The sequence below is a fragment of the Clostridia bacterium genome (genome assembly GCA_035561135.1).
Lineage (GTDB): Bacteria > Acidobacteriota > Terriglobia > Terriglobales > Acidobacteriaceae > DATMYA01.
In genome coordinates this window covers 58,149-74,844 of record DATMYA010000052.1, presented here as the reverse complement: position 1 = coordinate 74,844, position 16,696 = coordinate 58,149, and the positions used below count along the sequence as shown (strand labels likewise).

Annotated in this window: 15 protein-coding genes; 2 read left to right on the top strand and 13 right to left on the bottom strand. The window is 58.2% G+C overall.

The window, feature by feature from the left end; genetic code table 11:
• The first annotated feature begins 57 nt into the window (after nucleotides 1-57).
• Entirely contained in the window at nucleotides 58-1,803 is a 1,746-nt protein-coding gene (locus VN622_11570) for an AIPR family protein (GenBank protein HWR36498.1), read from the top strand.
• A gap of 41 nt (nucleotides 1,804-1,844) precedes the next feature.
• On the opposite strand, the gene VN622_11565 is transcribed toward VN622_11570, so the two are convergent.
• From VN622_11565 to VN622_11525, 9 genes are all read right to left on the bottom strand, one after another.
• On the bottom strand, nucleotides 1,845-2,333 hold the full coding sequence (locus VN622_11565; GenBank protein HWR36497.1) for a MogA/MoaB family molybdenum cofactor biosynthesis protein: 489 nt from the start codon (nucleotides 2,331-2,333) through the stop codon (nucleotides 1,845-1,847).
• Nucleotides 2,326-3,078 carry a DUF4388 domain-containing protein gene (locus VN622_11560; protein HWR36496.1) on the bottom strand — a complete coding sequence of 251 codons (753 nt, stop codon included), beginning with the start codon at nucleotides 3,076-3,078 and terminating at the stop codon, nucleotides 2,326-2,328. Before VN622_11560 ends, VN622_11565 begins: the two co-directional genes overlap by 8 nt.
• A gap of 9 nt (nucleotides 3,079-3,087) precedes the next feature.
• Nucleotides 3,088-3,609 (bottom strand): cyclic pyranopterin monophosphate synthase MoaC, encoded by a 522-nt coding sequence (gene moaC / locus VN622_11555; GenBank protein ID HWR36495.1) that lies wholly within the window; start codon nucleotides 3,607-3,609, stop codon nucleotides 3,088-3,090.
• Between the two features lies 1 nt (nucleotide 3,610).
• The gene (gene glp / locus VN622_11550; GenBank protein HWR36494.1) at nucleotides 3,611-4,900 is read right to left on the bottom strand and encodes a gephyrin-like molybdotransferase Glp; all 1,290 of its coding nucleotides are present in this window, start codon (nucleotides 4,898-4,900) and stop codon (nucleotides 3,611-3,613) included.
• A 110-nt stretch (nucleotides 4,901-5,010) separates the two neighbouring features.
• Nucleotides 5,011-6,060: a tetratricopeptide repeat protein gene (locus VN622_11545; GenBank protein HWR36493.1), complete on the bottom strand. Its 1,050-nt coding sequence runs from the start codon at nucleotides 6,058-6,060 to the stop codon at nucleotides 5,011-5,013.
• Between the two features lie 77 nt (nucleotides 6,061-6,137).
• A complete protein-coding gene (gene queC / locus VN622_11540) occupies nucleotides 6,138-6,854 on the bottom strand; it encodes a 7-cyano-7-deazaguanine synthase QueC (protein HWR36492.1) in 717 nt (238 codons plus the stop codon).
• Nucleotides 6,855-7,013: 159 nt separating this feature from the next.
• On the bottom strand, nucleotides 7,014-7,697 hold the full coding sequence (locus VN622_11535) for a radical SAM protein (GenBank protein HWR36491.1): 684 nt from the start codon (nucleotides 7,695-7,697) through the stop codon (nucleotides 7,014-7,016).
• Between the two features lie 113 nt (nucleotides 7,698-7,810).
• Complete coding sequence (gene queD / locus VN622_11530) at nucleotides 7,811-8,188, bottom strand: 6-carboxytetrahydropterin synthase QueD (protein ID HWR36490.1); 378 nt, start codon at nucleotides 8,186-8,188, stop codon at nucleotides 7,811-7,813.
• 215 nt (nucleotides 8,189-8,403) lie between these two features.
• Nucleotides 8,404-10,404: an ATP-dependent DNA helicase gene (locus tag VN622_11525; protein ID HWR36489.1), complete on the bottom strand. Its 2,001-nt coding sequence runs from the start codon at nucleotides 10,402-10,404 to the stop codon at nucleotides 8,404-8,406.
• Nucleotides 10,405-10,508: 104 nt separating this feature from the next.
• Between VN622_11525 and der the strand changes: the two genes are divergently transcribed.
• A complete protein-coding gene (gene der, locus VN622_11520; GenBank protein HWR36488.1) occupies nucleotides 10,509-11,999 on the top strand; it encodes a ribosome biogenesis GTPase Der in 1,491 nt (496 codons plus the stop codon).
• A gap of 204 nt (nucleotides 12,000-12,203) precedes the next feature.
• On the opposite strand, the gene VN622_11515 is transcribed toward der, so the two are convergent.
• The 4 genes from VN622_11515 to VN622_11500 form a co-directional block, all read right to left on the bottom strand.
• Nucleotides 12,204-13,457 carry an ABC transporter permease gene (locus VN622_11515; protein HWR36487.1) on the bottom strand — a complete coding sequence of 418 codons (1,254 nt, stop codon included), beginning with the start codon at nucleotides 13,455-13,457 and terminating at the stop codon, nucleotides 12,204-12,206.
• A gap of 5 nt (nucleotides 13,458-13,462) precedes the next feature.
• Entirely contained in the window at nucleotides 13,463-14,722 is a 1,260-nt protein-coding gene (locus VN622_11510) for an ABC transporter permease (protein HWR36486.1), read from the bottom strand.
• A gap of 98 nt (nucleotides 14,723-14,820) precedes the next feature.
• Nucleotides 14,821-16,182 (bottom strand): methylenetetrahydrofolate--tRNA-(uracil(54)-C(5))-methyltransferase (FADH(2)-oxidizing) TrmFO, encoded by a 1,362-nt coding sequence (gene trmFO / locus VN622_11505; protein ID HWR36485.1) that lies wholly within the window; start codon nucleotides 16,180-16,182, stop codon nucleotides 14,821-14,823.
• Nucleotides 16,183-16,677: a GNAT family N-acetyltransferase gene (locus VN622_11500; GenBank protein HWR36484.1), complete on the bottom strand. Its 495-nt coding sequence runs from the start codon at nucleotides 16,675-16,677 to the stop codon at nucleotides 16,183-16,185.
• Between the last annotated feature and the right edge of the window lie 19 nt (nucleotides 16,678-16,696).

Here is a 16,696-nt window from a genome sequence, read left to right as displayed (position 1 = left end):
GTGCGTCGAGAAGTCCAAGATGTTGGCCGAATCCAGCCTGCATTGCGACGGAAAAATATGACTACGACTGATTTGAAAGTTCTAGACGATATTCTCGCTGAGAGCCGAACTCAATTCGCGCCAGAAATGAAAGAGGATGACTACTTTGAACTCTTTGCCGCCCAGCAAGTCCTTAGAGACAAGCAGCTAGACAATGAAGAAGTTCAGTACGGCATCACAGGGCGAGGCGAAGGCGGCTCCGATGGTGGAATTGATGCAATCTATCTTCTGGTGAACGGGCGATTGATTCGTGATGAGGAACAGGCGCAGGCGCTACGGACATTGAAACAGAACATTCAAGTTGACCTGATAGTGATACAGGCGACCAGAGAAACAAGTTTCGTGCTACAGCGCCTCCTGCGACTCAAAGACACTTGTTCTGCAATCTTATCTCTTGACCTTGAACCTAAACATTTTTCCGAGACATACAATGAGGCGTTGCTTGACGTAATTGGCCGATTTCGGATCGCTCATAAAGTGTTGAGCACGAAGTTCCCGAAATTCACCCTCTCTTATGTTTACGTGTCCAGAGGTGACGTTCAATCAATCGCGCCACTAATAAATGACAAAGCCTGCGAGATAGAAAATGACTCAAAGTCATTGCTGCCGACCATAACCGAGGCCACGTTCAAATTTATTGGTGCACGACAGCTAATTGAAATTGCGCACAAGCCCCCGAAGTCGTCATTCGACCTTAAATGCTCTGACTCAGTCGCTTCGGATAAGTGCGGTTTAGGGGCCATCGCACTCGTTAAGTTGTCTGACTATCTCCGGTTCATTACCGACGAGAACACTGGCGAACTGTTGTCGTACCTTTTCGAATCGAATGTTCGAGATTATCAAGGCGACGTTTCCGTGAATGAAGGAATCAAGTCAACTCTAGAGCACCATGGTGCGAACGAATTTTGGTGGCTCAACAATGGTATTACCATCGTTGCTGAGAAACTTACTCCGACCACGAAACAGTTGATTTTCGAAGACCCTCAGATTGTCAACGGGCTTCAAACGTCTCAAGAAATCTTCAACTACTTTCGGTCACACCCAGAGGCGAAAAAGACAGACGACCGTGAGTTGGTGGTACGTGTTATTGGGTCGTCAAACAGCGATGTCCACGATTCCATCATCCGAGCAACAAACAGCCAAACTAGCATTCCCGCCGCCTCGCTGTGGGCAACGGAGTCAATTCATAGGGACATCGAGCGAGTGTTCAAGTCTTCTGGACTGTACTATGACAGGCGCAAGAATTCTTGGCGCCGGAGGAACGAGCCACTTGCTCGTGTCGTTGGCATAACTGAGCTGGCGCAAGCGGTAGCAGCGATTCTATTACAAGAACCAGATCACGCCCGCGCTCGCCCAGCCCGATATTTCCAAAAAGCAAATTACCACAAAGTATTTAACACAAAGTTTGATATCGGCTTGTATAGCGTGTGTGCGCATGTTCGAAAAGCAACAGAGGCATATCTACGTAAAGCGGAGACCGACAGGCGCCATCGCAACAACCTGCTTTTTTACGTCATGATGGCTACCGTGAGTTTGCATCTCAGAAGACCAAGAGCCAGCGCAGGCACTATAGCTCAAATAGATGTCGGTTCGATTCCCGAAACAGTGTTTGAAAGGGCTTTAAGTATCGTCAGGCCGATTTACGTGAGATTCGGTGAGACTGATAGAGCAGCCAAGGGTGCTGACCTTGTAGCAGCGCTCAGGGTCGAAATTGTGAATACATTCAATCACAGGCTGAAGCGGGTGGCAGTCGCTTCAAAATAATAGCCGCAAATCGTTACCTGAACAGGAAAGCCAGAGCCGTGCTACTTCTGTTCGGCTTCGTGTTGTGTTTTTCCGGCGAGCAGGTCGAGCGCGTGGGGCAGCAGATCGACGATTGCCGCCAGCGACTCCGTCGCGGCCTTCGGGCTTCCGGGCAGGTTCACAATCAGCGAGCACCCGCGGATTCCACACACTCCGCGGCTGAGTGCCGCGAATGGCGTTTGCTTCGAGCCCTGCTGGCGCATGCGCTCCGCCAGGCCATCGATCATGCGTGGGCACACGCCTCGCGTGGCATCGGGCGTCACGTCGCGTTCGGCGATGCCGGTGCCGCCGGTCGTCACCACCAGGTTGGCAGCGTCACACGACGAGATCAATGCGCGCTGGATGGTTTCGAAATCGTCAGGAACGATCTGGGTTGCGGTCACGTCGAAGCCATTGGCGCGCAGCGTCCGCACGACCGCCGGTCCCGACTGGTCCTGGCGCTCGCCCCTTGCGCACGAATCGCTGACGGTGATCACGACGGCCCTACGCATCGAGCACATTGTCCTGTTCAGCGTCGCGTCCGGCCTCATCCAGCAATCGCAGTCCTTCCATCAGCAGGCCCTGTGTGGAGCGCGAGATGCTTTGCTCGGCGCTGCCGCCCGTGAAATCAATCTGGAAGTTTCCCGTCTGCCATGTCAGCACCTTGAACACGGCTTCATCTCCGACCACGGCTCCGTAAGTGGCATGGTTGATCTGGCCTTCGTTGAAGTACATCTCGCAGCGGTCGCCATTGCTCGTGAAGCTCAGCAGGCAAGTCTTGCGTCCGAGTTCCAGCGATTGCAGCAAGTCGATCACGTTCATCTGCGCCAGTGTTCCACGAAGGGTGCTTTCTCCCGGCGCTTCACGCGCCATCTTCTCCAGCGCGATCTTGTCGAGCACGCGCTTGATGCGCGCCGTCGCCTCTTTCACAAAGAATGGCTTCTCGATGAAATCCTCAACATCGTCCTGAAGCATCTTCAGTTTCTCGTGAATGTGACTTTTGCTGGCCAGCAGGATTATCGGTATGTGCGCAGACGCAGACTTCGACTTCAAGGCCTTAATGAGTTGACGGCCATCGGTACCGGCCATCTGGTAATCGGTAACCACCAGGTCGGGAGCATCTTCTGCCGCCATCGCCAGTGCAGGTTCGCCGCCTACGGCGGTTCGAACGGTTGCCAGCGGAGACAGGGCCGTCCGTAGCATGGCCAGCACCATCGGATTGTCGTCAACCAGCAGGACTTTGATTTCGCCGGCCATCGATGATGCCTACTTCCCTTTATCTCGCGCGCTCTTATCCCGCGCAGTCTTTGCGACAGTGTTGGGTTTGCGGCGATAGTCGCCTGACTTGCCGCCCGTCTTCCGTTGCAGCATTACGTCGCGAATCTCTATGCCCTTGTCCAAGGCCTTGCACATGTCGTACACGGTAAGCGCGGCGATACTGGCTGCGACAAGTGCTTCCATCTCAACGCCGGTAACAGATGTTGTTGTCACTTGTGAGCTGATTGCGACGCCATTCTCGCATAGCTCCATATGCACATCAACGTGCGAGACGGCGACCGGATGACACATCGGTATTAGCTCGGAAGTGCGTTTGCAGGCCATGATTCCCGCCACTCGTGCTACTTCCAGCGGATCACCTTTCGGGTTCTGTGGCAGCGCCGCGAGCACCTCAGGCTTCATGGCGACAAAGGCTCTGGCCTCGGCGGTGCGACGCGTGATTTTCTTTGCGCTCACGTCCACCATCGACGCGCGGCCCGACTTGTCGTAATGCGTAAGTTTGCCAGCCAATTTAGATTTCGACTCCACGCAGCATGACCGCCACGTACTCGCCGTCAGCGATATGCTCGCGGTCGGGCGGCACAACAATGTAGCAATTCGCGCGCGCCGTCGCCACTATATCGCCGGAGCCGTGCCAAGGAGCGAGTTCAACCACGCATTCGTTGAACGCCCCAGAAAGCACTGCGGGCAGGAAGCGCGTTAGGCCGGTCTTGGTTTTGATCGGCGAGTTGAGCTTCCCAAAGGTCAACCTCAGAGTCCCGGGCAAAGCTCCCGAAAGGGCGGCTATGACCGGCCGTGCGAAAATTTCGAACGTCACCATCGTCGAAACCGGATTTCCGGGTAAGCCAAAGAACGGTGTTCGCACGGACGTGCGCCGTTCGCGCGCGTCGCCTGCGCCCGGTCGTGCCGCATCGCCGAAGACGAGCGGCTTGCCCGGTTGCATCAAGACGCCTGTGAACTGGAAACGCGCACCGAATTTGGCGAGCGCCTGTTCGACCACGTCGTATTTGCCCATGGAAACTCCGCCGCTCAGCAACAGCAGGTCGGAGTCGAGTCCTTGCGCGAGGAGTTCATGCAGGCGCTTCGGCTCGTCTGGAGCGATGGACAGAATCTGCGGCTCTCCGCCAGCCGCGAGAATCTGTGCGGCTAGCGAGTAACTGTTGGAGTTGCGTATCTGGTGGGGGCCGGGCTGCACACTTATCTCTACTACTTCATCGCCGGTGGAGATAACGCATACGCGCGGGCGCCTGTAAACTGCCGGTTCGCAGATGCCAACCGAAGCCGCCACAGCGATGGCAGCGTAATCGAGGCGCATACCAGCCGGCAGTAGCACCGCGCCCGATTGGGCTTCCGCAGCTCGCGGCACAATGTTCTCGCCCGGGGAAACCGTGCGAAGCGCGCTCACCTTAGCACCCTGCCGCTGGGTGTACTCAACCATCAGCACGGCGTCGGCGCCGGGCGGCACCGGAGCACCGGTCATGATCTCGACTGCCTCGCCCGGCTTAACCTGCGGCAGGGACTCCGGCGAAAGAGCGCCGGCACGGATTTCGGCGATGACATGAAGTTCGACAGGAGGATGCTGCACATCTGCGGCGCGTAAGGCGAAGCCGTCGCGGGTAGCGCGCGAGAACGGCGGCAGGTCGCGGTCGGCCCGGATCGCCTCGGCTAGTACACGTCCCGTGGATTGCAGCAGCGGAATACGTTCGAGGCCGGTGGGTCGCAGTCCCTGTGCGTACTCATCCACCATCCTCCGCGCCGTCCGGAAATCAACAACAGCCGAGTGTGTGTTTAGATTGGTCATCGTGCTCGCCGCATTGTATCGCTCCAACCGTAAGCTGTGGTGTGGCCAGGTTCGAGTCTCGGCAATCAAAAAGGGCGGCCGCGGCCGCCCTTCTCTTCAGAACTTTCGAATTACTTCTTGGTCTTGCCCTTGCCGAACGAGGTCTGTACAGAAGCGCCTATGCTGGCCAGCAGATCTTTTGCCGCCTGTGCATTCGGTCCTTCCGGAGCCAGTTCCAGGTACTTGTTCAGCGCTTCTGCGGTGCCTGGAGGCGCGGTCATCTTCCCCGTCTTGTCCACCGTGGCTTTGCCGAGCATATTGACGCCCTTCCAGTAGTAAGCGTCAGCCTTCGCCGGATCGGCAGCAATTGCCTTGTCAAACACTGCGATCGCTTCGTCCACCTTGCCCTTGTTCGTCAGCACGGCACCGAGATTGAAATAGTACATACCCGCATTTGTGGGATCAATCTGGGCGGAGGTGTTGTACTCGGCGATCGCTTCATCAATCTGGTTGTTCTTCAAATACGCCTGGCCCAGATTGTTATGATATCCGCCATTCTGCGGTGCGAGGCTGATTGCCTTTTTGTAAGACTCGATCGCTGGGGTGTACTGCTTGGCGCACACCTGGTACTCGGCCAGCGCGGCCCAGATCTGCTCCTTCGTCTGGTCGGGTGTTGCGGCCGGTTGCATGATTTGAACTGCCTGTTCGCAGTTGCCTGCGTCCTTCGCTGCCTGCGCTTGCGCCAGCATCTGGTTCAGGCCCTTCACCTTTTCCCGTTCCGCCACGGCGGCGGCCATGCGCTTCTTGTCTTCTTCGCTCATCTGCGCGCCCTGCGCCGCACGCTCCTTGGCAAGATCGATGTTGAAGACGTTCTCATCGCCAAACTTGGTCAACGGAACCTTGTTGATCTGCGCGAGGGTCTGGCCGTTCTTCGTTACGACAATGTTGTACGTGCCCGGCTGGAAGCCGAGGCTGAAGTACTCGCCGTTCTTGTCTGTCTTGTAGGTGGCTTTGCGCCCGCTATCGACGGTGGTCAACGTGACTTGCGCATCCACGATCGGTTTGCCGCTTTCGTCCTTCACCACACCGCGGATCTTGCCCGTCATCTGAGCCACGGACGAGGTGGCCAGCATCCCGACGAGCAGCACCAACGCCATCATCATTACGATCTGCTTTTTCATTTCCCGCCTCCAGCGAATCCTGCTTTACGAATGCAGTAGAAGTTTGCCGCCCTACAGCTCTCATCAGTCCTGCTCCGCTACTGTCGCGCGGCTTGCGGCATGTATGCGATGGGATCGCTAGTTCCCGCGGTGCTGAACGCGCGCAGTCTAAGTGCGCAGCTCTCGCAAATTCCGCAGGCACGGTCTTCCCGGCTATAACAGGACCACGTTAAATCGAATGGCGCCGCAAGTTCAAGGCCAAGGTTCACGATCTCCGCCTTCTTCATGTCGATCAACGGAGTCAGAATCTCTATGCGCCCCTCTCTGGTACCCGCACGCACTAAGTCGTTAAACGCACGGTAGTACTCAGGCCGGCAATCAGGGTAGCCGGAGCTATCCTGCTGTACCGCGCCGATATAAATCTTCTCCGCGGATATCACCTCGGCCCAGCTCACCGCTACCGCCAGGAAGTGAGCGTTGCGGAAAGGCACATAGGTGACAGGAACGACACGCCCGATCTCCGGGCCTGCTTCGGGTACCTCGATGGCGCTGTCCGTCAGCGCCGAACCGCCGATGGAGCGCAGCGAATCATTGCGCACCATGAGTCGCCGCTTGATGCCGAGCCGCTCACAGATATCCAGAAAAGCCTGCTGCTCGCGCTTCTCCGTGCGCTGGCCGTAGCTGACGTGCAGCGCGGCTACGTGCTCGGCGCCATGCTCATGTACCGCAAGGGTAGCGCAAACAGACGAATCCATACCGCCGCTCAACACGACGATTACACCAGTATTGACACCGGCACTCGTTACTTCGGCCATACTATTTTATGGTTGCTGCTACTTACGATGGTACTCCGGCTGATTTAGCTGCCTCGACTTTGCCCCGAAAGCCTTTCTATTCCAGCATGTTCGAACTTCCTTGTGCGCGGACCCGCGTCACACTGCTCAGTGTTTCGCCTTGCCTGGGCCGGGGCGTCCCTAGACCCCCTTTAGCTGCGGCTCCCAGATGAACTTGTGGATTTGCAATCCAAGCCGCACTCTCAGGCCGTCCGCCAATATCCACTCCGCCAAATCCCTCGGATCGACCAAGCAGTGTTCCACGCCACGCGAACCTGCGGCATCCTTGCGGAACGCCGGAGAAACAATCACGCTTGCAACGCGCGTTTCAAGCCCATGCTGCCGGGTGAATTCGCGTGCGAATTCATAATCCTCGCGGCTGGCGATCACGAACTTCACCTCGTCGGCCAAAGTAAGCGCCGCAAGGTTCTCCGGGCGGAATGTGCCGCCTTCGCCCGACGCCGGACACTTCACGTCCACAATCTTGTGGACGGCCGCCGGCACCGCCGTAAGCGGACGCTCGCCACTGGTTTCGATCAGCAACTCGTAACCGCCATCCAGCAAATCCTGCATCAGCGGCACGACTTCGCGTTCCTGCAACAGCGGTTCTCCGCCCGTAATCTCGACCAGCCCGCCGTTTGGCGACGCTCGCCGGACCTCGGCCTCCACCTCTTCAAGCGACATCTTGTGGCCGCCATGGAAGGTGTACTCGCTGTCGCACCACGAGCATCGCAGGTTGCACCCAGCCAGCCGCACGAAAACGCACGGCAGTCCGGCAAAGGACGACTCGCCCTGCAACGATTTGTAGATCTCGATGATGTGCATGGGAGAAAAGCTACTAAGCCTCTAAGTCGCTGAACTGCTAAGTCGCTGAGTCGCTGCGCCGAAGACGTTTGGCTTAGCACCTTACTCGCTAAGAAGCTCAGTAGCTTAAAAGCTTACTCGAAATACGTTGCAATCGAAGTGTCCGTCTCCCAGATGGTCACGCGAGAAACGTTGACGCGTCCGCCGGTTCCGTCGTTCAGCTTCTTGTTCGTCTCGTCGTAGAAATACTTTGCCAGGTTCTCGGCGGACGGATTGATGCGCGTGAACGGCTCAATGTCGTTCATCATCTGGTGATCAAGATAGTCGACAACGTGCTTCATCACCTGCTTCAAGTCCTTGAAGTCAACAAGCAAGCCGGCCTTATCCAGTTCCTTGCCTGAGAGCGTGATACGCACCCGGTAGTTGTGGCCATGCGGATTTTCGCACTTGCCCTTGTAGTCGCGCAGGTAGTGACCCGCCGCAAATGTGTCTTCAACTGTGACTTCGTACATCGTTCCTCTTTTTTATTGGGGCGCAGTCCGAAGGCGCGCTCCGGCTCCCCTTTGTTGGCGATACGAAAGGTTCCAGGCATACAGGAACAGCCGAGAACGGCCGATATCACAAGGGGATGTGCAACCAGATATTGTACCGTGAAGCCCTGCGTGTGGCGTTCCCTCGGCTACGGCGGTACGTCATTGCCGTAATTGCGTCCGAAACCAGAACCCACCTACCCTCCGAAGAACTCTTCCACCTTCCGCAGGTCTGTGGTCTTAGCGTAGTTCGGGAGACTGTTCAGAAACACCCGTCCGTACTGCTTCTTCAGAATGCGGTTGTCCAGCAGGACCAGCAGGCCGCGGTCATGCAGAGAACGGATCAGTCGCCCAAAGCCCTGCTTTAGGGTGATGACCGCCGACGGTACTTGATATTGAAAAAACGCATTCCCGCCGTCGTTGTCGATGGCTCGTATGCGCGCCGCGATCACAGGGTCGTTCGGTACCGCGAACGGCAGGCGGTCGATAATGACGCAACTCAGTTGCTCGCCCTGCACGTCTACGCCTTGCCAGAAAGATGCTGTCGCGAACAACACAGCATTCGGCGTTGTCCGGAACTCCTCCAGTAGAGCGTTCTTCGGAGCAGAGCCTTGCAGCAGCATCGGATACTCAAGCTCTCCGAGTAGCCGCTCGTACACTTGATTCATCTGCGAATAGCTGGTGAAAAGGCAGAACGCGCGGCCACGCGTGATTTCAAGCAACTGCCGTATGCGCGCCGCAGCCTTTTCCGTAAAGCTCTGCTCGCGCGGATCGGGCAAGTCCGGGGGCACGTACATCACCGACTGGCTCTCGTAGTCGAAATGCGAGGCGACCACCAACTCGCGCGCGTTATCGATGCCGAGCCGCCCGCGTATGTAGTCGAATCCGTTGCTCACCGCCAGCGTCGCCGAGGTCAGCACCGCCGTCTCAAGCTCCGAAAAGAGTACGCGCCGCAAGATCGCGGATACGTCGATTGGCGTCGCGTGCAAAAACACATTCTGCTGCGAGCTGCGGAATCCGCGGTCGCTGCGCCGCTCGATCCAGAAAACCGTGTTCGGGTCTTCAGACTCCATGACGAACTCCAACTGCACCCGCAACTCTTCCGCGCGGCGCATCAGGTTGAAAGCCTCGTCCGGCTTGTTCGTCATCAACTTGAATTCGGAGATGATCTGCGCGAATGCATTCTGGAGGGCGAGGTATTCATCGCCATTCTCTTCCAGGAAATCGCGGCGGTTCTCGAAGGCGAAGCGTCCATCGCCCGGCGGCATCAGCGCGAAAAAGAACTGCGAGCGTTCGCGCATTCGCGCCACGGCATTCGTCAGCCCCGCCGAGGAAATCACGCTCTGCCGCAGCATGGCATCGATGTCGTATGCCAGGTCGGCAACGCGCAGATTGCTCACGCTAATCCCAAAATACTGCGACGCTACTTCTTCCAACTCATGCGCTTCGTCGAAGATGACGGCGCCGGCTTCCGGCAGTACGCCCTCACTCGCGTCCGTTGCCTGCTTGATCGCCAGGTCGGCAAAGTACAGATGATGGTTCACGATGACGATGTCGCTCTCGAACGCTCGCCGCCTCGCTTCGGTTACGAAGCACTTGTCATATAGCGTGCACTTCGAGCCGATGCAGCTTTCTACTCGCGCATCCAGCTTCGTCCATAGCTGGCTGGATTCCGGCAGTGTAGCGATTTCCGCCCTATCGCCGGTCCCCGTGCCCTTGTCCCACTCGGAGATGGCGCGGTACTGCTCAATCTCTTCGAGTCCGGAGAGCACCGGCCTCTCCGCCAGGTCGTACAGCTTCTTTTTGCAAAGATAGTTGTTGCGCCCCTTCAGATAACAAACGCGCAACTTGCCAAGCTGCGCTTCCAGAAACGGGATGTCTTTGTAATAGAGCTGTTCTTGCAGCGTCTTGGTGCCGGTGGAGATGATGACGCGCTTGCCCGCGCGCAGCACCGGCAACAGATATGCCATCGTCTTTCCCGTGCCGGTGCCTGCCTCCACGATGAGGTGGCGACGTTCTTCCAGCGCCTCCTCCACGGCCTGCGCCATGGTCAACTGCCCACGACGAAACTCGTACTGCGGGTGTGTGCGTGACAGCAGCCCTCCCGGCCCGAAGAACTGGTGCAGCGAAGGCTTTCGAGCCTCGGAAGAGGCAGCGGCAGGCGCGGCAGAAGAACCGGGTTGGGATGTGGACGACACGAAACCCTATAATAGCTGTATTGGGCACAGCTTGCGCGGTTCGCTATGCGCACACCCTGACCATATTCGCGCACGCACGCGCATCTCACGGACGGTGCTTCGGTTTGACGAATTCTTTTTTAGCTACGAACGCGGAACGCGGTGGCCTGCTGGCCATCGTTGGCCGTCCAAACGTCGGCAAGTCCACGCTGTTCAACCGGTTGGTGGGCCGGCGCCGCGCCATTGTTGGCGACGAACCGGGCATCACGCGCGACCGCCTTTACGGCGAGGTTCAGTGGAACGGCCGCTGCTTTCGCGTGGTCGATACCGGCGGCATCGTCCCGGACGACAAAGACCTTATCCCGGCGGAAATCTTCCGACAGGCTCGCGTTGCCTTCGATGAGGCCGATGCGATCGTGATGGTCGTCGATGGCCGTAGCGAACTTGCCTCGCCGGACATGGAACTCGCGCGCTTGTTGCAGCGCACAGGCAAGCCGCTATTTCTCGCCGTAAACAAAATCGACTCGCCTAAGCTCGACTTGCAGGTCGAAGAGTTCCGCCGCCTGGGAATCCGCAATATGCTCCCCGTCTCCGCCGAACATTCCAACGGCGTCGCAGAGCTTATTGAAGAACTGTTGAGAGTTGTTCCCAGCGTGCCGGAGACCTTCAACGATCCGGACCTGCCGGAGATCTCAGCCGAAGATGCATCCGTCTCTGACGATGAGCTTCTGGCTGAAGACGCTGCCGACGCCGCCGAGATAGCCGAAGAAGCACAGCCCGCCGAAGTCAAAATCGCTATCATCGGCCGTCCGAATGTCGGCAAGTCCACGTTGCTTAACAAGCTTACTGGTACTTCTCGCGCCATCGTTTCGCCGATTGCCGGAACCACGCGCGACGCCATCGATGAACTTGTCGAGCGCGACGGCAAAAAGTTCCGCTTCATCGATACCGCGGGAATTCGGCGCAAGGGCAAGACCAGGCTCATGGCCGAAAAGCTATCGGTCGTCATGGCTCGAAAGCATCTCGAGGCCGCCGACATAGCCATCATGGTCATCGATGCCACAGAGGGCGTCACCGCCAATGACGCCAACATCGCCGGCTACGCTCACGAGAGCGGACGCTCCATCATCATCGTCATCAACAAGTGGGACCTCATTACGACGGAGCGCACCGACGGAAAGCCGCCTGCCGACCGCGCCATCTACGAGGAGCAGGCGCGACGCCACCTCAAGTTCCTCGACTATGCGCCCATAATCTTCATCTCCGCCGCAACCGGCAAGAACGTGGACAAAGTGTTCTCGAAGCTGGAACTCGTAGCCGCCGAGCGTCGCAAGCGCATCAGCACCGGCGAAATGAACCGCTTCCTGCGAAAGATCGATTTCGAGCGTGCCTCGGTTCCTGCCAAAAACCGCGTCAAGGTTTACTACATGACGCAGTCCAACGTCTCGCCGCCGACGTTCATTCTCTTCACCGACCGCGACGTAAAACTGCACTTCTCGTATCAGCGGTTTCTTGAGAACCAGATTCGCGACGAGTTTAAATTCCTCGGCACGCCCATCTGGATCAAACTCAGGGCGCGCCAACGCCGCGACTTCATCCCGAACAAGAGGGATTAGGCGGTCGCGGCAGTGGGGATAGACACAACGTAAAGTCGTTTGTCCCCTGAGCGAGGGCCTAAGCCCGAGTCGAGGGAGCCCTACGGACTGTTCTCGTCGGACTTGAGGTTCCGAAAGGAGTCCTTCGACTGCGCGACTTCGTCGCTGCGCTCAGGAGGACAAGAACTGCTAATCGCTGCGATCAGGAACTATTGAGCGACTCACCTACTCATAACGCAGCGCGTCGACCGGGTCGAGTTTCGCCGCCTTGATTGCAGGCACCATTCCGCTAACCACGCCTACCAGCAGCAGCACGATAGTGGAGAGCAGTACCGTGAAGGCCGAGATGTGCAGGTGAATATCGCCCTTGCCGCTCTCGTCTTCGAACATCGGCCCAAGCATCGGCAGTGTTCCGACGGCGGCCGAAATTGCATACGACAGGGCGATTCCAATCGCGCCACCCATCAGCATTAGTACCAGCGTCTCTGCCAGCATCTGAAAGCGTATGTGGCTCTTCTTCGCGCCCAGAGCGCGACGCAGACCTATCTCGCGAATGCGTTCATCGACCGATACCAGCATGATATTCATCACGCCGACGCCGCCGATTCCCAGCGTCAGCGCACCAATGAACAGCAGCAGAACCTGTAAGCCAATCGTGATGCCGTCGATCACAGGCCGAAATTCTTCCTGACCGTGCATCTGAATCGCCTTTTTGTCGGTTGGCGAGAATCCCTGGCGCTCGGCGACGGCGGCCAGCACCTGCGCTTCTGCGCGCTTCTCGAATTGCGGGGCAATCGGTTGGAAGACGATCACCCCGCCGTAGCGCGTGTTCCACAAGTCACCGGCCGTCGAGTAGGGAATCCACACCGAGCGGTCGTCGGGCATGAAGTAGTTGTTCATCTGCATCTTGCGATCCATAACGCCGATGACGGTGAATCGCATGCCGCCGATCAGCACCGTTTCGCCGACCGCGTTGCGTCCGCTGAATAACTGCTCTTTCACCCTGCTGCCGACGAAGACTACCCGCCGCCGCTCCACCATGTCGGCGGCCGTAATCCAGCGTCCATCGCTCGGCACCTCGTTTCGCATCTCGCCATATTCTGGACACACGCCGCGTACCGCCGGATTCACCACGCGCTCGCCATATCCCATGGGCAGACCCTTTACGGTTTCCAAGCAGACATGCTTCACCATGTTCGCAGTTTGTTTGATGAAGTCGACGTCGGCCTGTTCGAAGCGCACGCGCTTGCCCGCGCGCTGTCCGCCGGATTGTGTGCTCGTCTGCTGCGGCCAGCAGACTACGGCACCGCGCCCGAACGCTTCAAAGCTGGACACCAGTACGCTGCGGAAGCTGCCGCCATAAGCAATCAGCAACGTGACGGACACGATGCCCCACACAATGCCCAGCATCGTGAGGAAACTCCTCGTGGGACTCCGCCGCAACGCGAACCACGCTTCGAAGACGATTTCTTTGAACATGCGCTCTAGCCTCCGGCCTCGTACCGCAGCGCTTCAATCGGATCGATGGACGCCGCTCGTCGCGCCGGATACATGGCGGCCAGAATGGCCGTCGCGCCCAGCAGTGCAATCGCAAGCGCACCTGACTGCCACGTCGGCAACAGGCCGGCAAAGAAGTCGGGCATAGGCAGCAGGTTTACCAGCGCACAGATGCCATAGGCGATTGATAAACCTATTCCTCCGCTCAGGGTCACGATGACCACCGTTTCCAGAAAGAACTGTCGCAGGATCAGGTGGGCCGGAGCGCCCACGGCTTTACGCACGCCAATCTCGCGAGTGCGTTCGCGAACCGCGACCAGCATCACGTTCATGACGCCGATGCCGCCCAGGAACAATGTCGTAATCCCAACCGCGCCCAGGAAGTACTTCATTCCGTCGGTCATGCGTTGAAAGGCCTTCGCCTCCTTCACGGTGTCCCAGACGTTGGCCGCTTCCTTGTCCTGCGGATCGAAGCCGTGCAGCCTCGCCAGCGAGCCCAGTATTTCTGCTTTGCAAGCTTCATGCAGTGCCACCGAGCGGGGCGTAACTAACAGGCGGTCAACGCTGCGCGGCGTCTGCGGCGGCGCGTTCGGGAGATCCTGCAACATGATGCTGAACGGAATGAACACCTTGTTGATGTCCCGTCCGTCGTAACTCGAGCCCTGCTCTTTCTCGCGCATCACGCCGATCACGGAATAAGGCACGTCGGCGATGTAGATCGTTTCCCCAACCGCGGGTCGTCCAGGGAAAAGCTGCTTCCTTACATCGCTGCCGATGAACGCGACACGGCGTTTCTCCTCCATGTCCTGCCACGAGTACCATCGGCCCTCGCTCACATCGATGCTGCGGATTTCCGAGAACTCCGGATACGCGCCGGTGACGATCAGCGAAGCGTTATTGAAATTGCTGCGGATGGGCATATTGCCCTGGCCGAGTTCGGGCATTACATACCGGCAACTGGGTGATTGTTCCTGGACCAGAGGAACGTCGCCAGCCTCGAAGACGACACGATGGCCCGCGCGAGTGCCACCCGCCTGCATGCTCGTGCGCCCTGCAAAAACAATCATCAGGTCCTTCGCAAAACTCTGTTGCTGCTTCTGCTGGCCTACGCGCATGCCCTCGCCGGCGGCGACCATCAGCACGATCGACACCACACCCCAGGCGATCCCAAACATCGTCAGCGCCGTGCGCAGCTTGTTTGACCAAAGCGTGCCAAAGACATCCGAAATCAAATCACGAAGGACCATAAGCGAACTATCCCCACGTACTCGTATCAGACGCAGCAAGGCATCAGAGGTTAGATACGCAATCCAGGTCTGGATAGTTTAGGGGAAGGTGCAAGTTTCTAATCACCGACTGCTGAGAGCCATCCATCAAGCTCTTGCAGGGCGCGCTCGCAAACCATCCGATGCCGCTCTTTTTTGTCGCGCACGCGCCGGCGAGTGGCCTCGTCCAGCGGTTGCAGCAGGTCAAACGTGATGTTTGCCGGCTGGAAGTGCTTCGACTCAGCATGACAAATGTAGTTCATCAGCGAACCGAATGCCGTTGCCCGCGGAGCGGCAACAGGCTCGTCGCCCTTCGCCAGCACCGCCGCGGCCACGCCTGCCAGCAAGCCCGTAGCAATTGACTCAACGTAACCTTCCACGCCCGAGATCTGGCCCGCGAAAAGCACGCGCGGATGCTCTTTCATCTGTAGCGTCTCGCGCAGCAACGCCGGCGCGTTGATGTACGTATTGCGATGGATCTGTCCGTAGCGAACGAACTTTGCGTTCTCCAGGCCGGGAATCATGCGCAGGATGCGTGCCTGCTCGCCGAACTTCAGGTGGTTCTGAAATCCGACGAGGTTATAGGAATCGGCGCGCAGATTTTCTTGTCGTAGTTGCACGACCGCGTAGGGCCACCTGCCCGTGCGCGGATCGTCAAGTCCAACGGGTTTCATCGGCCCAAAGCGCAAAGTGTCGCGCCCGCGCCGTGCTATCTCCTCGATCGGCAGGCAGCCTTCGAAATAGTTCAGCTTCTCCCACTCGTGTCCATCAACCGACTGCGCTTCTGTGAGGGCGTCGATAAATCGGTTGTACTCCTCGGCGTTCATCGGACAATTGATGTAGTCCGCCGTGCCCTTGTTGTAGCGTGCGGCCCTATACACCTTCGACTCGTCGATGGAGTCGGCCTCCACAATCGGGCTGATGGAATCGTAGAAGTACAGTTGCGCGTCGTTGCCCGCACAGGTGGAGTCTGCCGCGTTGGTCGAAGTCAGCCGCGCAATCTCCTGCGCCAGCGCGTCCGAGGTCAGCGGCCCTGTCGCGATAACCGTCAATTCGTTCTGCTCATCGATGCGCGTCACTTCCTCGCGCCGCACCGTGATCAGAGGCTCGCGCTCGATAGCCTCCGTTACCTTCCGCGCAAACATCTCGCGATCCACGGCCAGCGCGTGACCGGCAGGCACGGCGGTTTCGCGAGCAACTTCCATCAGCAGCGATCCAGAGCGCCGCATCTCTTCCTTGAGCAGCCACGGCGCGGTATTTTCACTATCGCTCTTGAGCGAATTCGAGCAGACCAATTCGGCGAAGTCGGGCGTCTCATGCGCCGCCGTCTTGCGCACAGGACGCATCTCGTACAACTCGACCGCGAGTCCCCGTCGCGCACACTGCCACGCTGCCTCCGGCCCCGCAAGACCTCCACCGATGATCTTGATTCGCTGTGCCATCTACTTCGCTGTCTTCTCCGCCATGCCGGCGAGCCTGTCGAGTGCTTCGCCTTCCACGCGCATCGTCAGCCACGTGGTCATAATTTCCGCCCCAAGCGACTTGTAGAAATCGATTGCCGGCGTGTTCCAGTCGAGCACCTGCCACTGGAAGCGACCGCAGTTCTCGCTAACCGCCTTCTTCGCGAGATAAAGCAGCAGCGCCTTGCCGATCCCTTTGCCGCGAAACTCCGGCTTCACAAATAGGTCCTCGAGGTACAAGCCCGGTCGTCCCTGCCAGGTCGAATAGTTGTAAAAGAAGAACGCAAATCCCGCCGGCTTGCCTTCCCACTCGGCGATGACGCAGCGGAATTTCGGCTCCGGCCCAAAGCCGTCGCGCAGAATGTCCTGCTCGGTCGCAACCGCAGCTTGCGGCTCGCGCTCATACTCGGCAAGGTCGCGGATGAACTGCAAAATTAGGGCGACATCGTCGCTCGTCGCCGGACGGATCTTTAGCATTTTGTCTTCTCGTGCGCGA

What these genes read in the sequence shown, in the direction of transcription:
- VN622_11570 (HWR36498.1), top strand. Translation starts at nt 58, where the DNA reads ATGACTACGACTGATTTGAAAGTTCTAGACGATATTCTCGCTGAGAGC.
- VN622_11565 (HWR36497.1), bottom strand. Translation starts at nt 2,333, where the DNA reads ATGCGTAGGGCCGTCGTGATCACCGTCAGCGATTCGTGCGCAAGGGGC.
- VN622_11560 (HWR36496.1), bottom strand. Translation starts at nt 3,078, where the DNA reads ATGGCCGGCGAAATCAAAGTCCTGCTGGTTGACGACAATCCGATGGTG.
- glp (HWR36494.1), bottom strand. Translation starts at nt 4,900, where the DNA reads ATGACCAATCTAAACACACACTCGGCTGTTGTTGATTTCCGGACGGCG.
- VN622_11545 (HWR36493.1), bottom strand. Translation starts at nt 6,060, where the DNA reads ATGAAAAAGCAGATCGTAATGATGATGGCGTTGGTGCTGCTCGTCGGG.
- queC (HWR36492.1), bottom strand. Translation starts at nt 6,854, where the DNA reads ATGGCCGAAGTAACGAGTGCCGGTGTCAATACTGGTGTAATCGTCGTG.
- VN622_11535 (HWR36491.1), bottom strand. Translation starts at nt 7,697, where the DNA reads ATGCACATCATCGAGATCTACAAATCGTTGCAGGGCGAGTCGTCCTTT.
- queD (HWR36490.1), bottom strand. Translation starts at nt 8,188, where the DNA reads ATGTACGAAGTCACAGTTGAAGACACATTTGCGGCGGGTCACTACCTG.
- VN622_11515 (HWR36487.1), bottom strand. Translation starts at nt 13,457, where the DNA reads ATGTTCAAAGAAATCGTCTTCGAAGCGTGGTTCGCGTTGCGGCGGAGT.
- VN622_11510 (HWR36486.1), bottom strand. Translation starts at nt 14,722, where the DNA reads ATGGTCCTTCGTGATTTGATTTCGGATGTCTTTGGCACGCTTTGGTCA.
- trmFO (HWR36485.1), bottom strand. Translation starts at nt 16,182, where the DNA reads ATGGCACAGCGAATCAAGATCATCGGTGGAGGTCTTGCGGGGCCGGAG.
- VN622_11500 (HWR36484.1), bottom strand. Translation starts at nt 16,677, where the DNA reads ATGCTAAAGATCCGTCCGGCGACGAGCGACGATGTCGCCCTAATTTTG.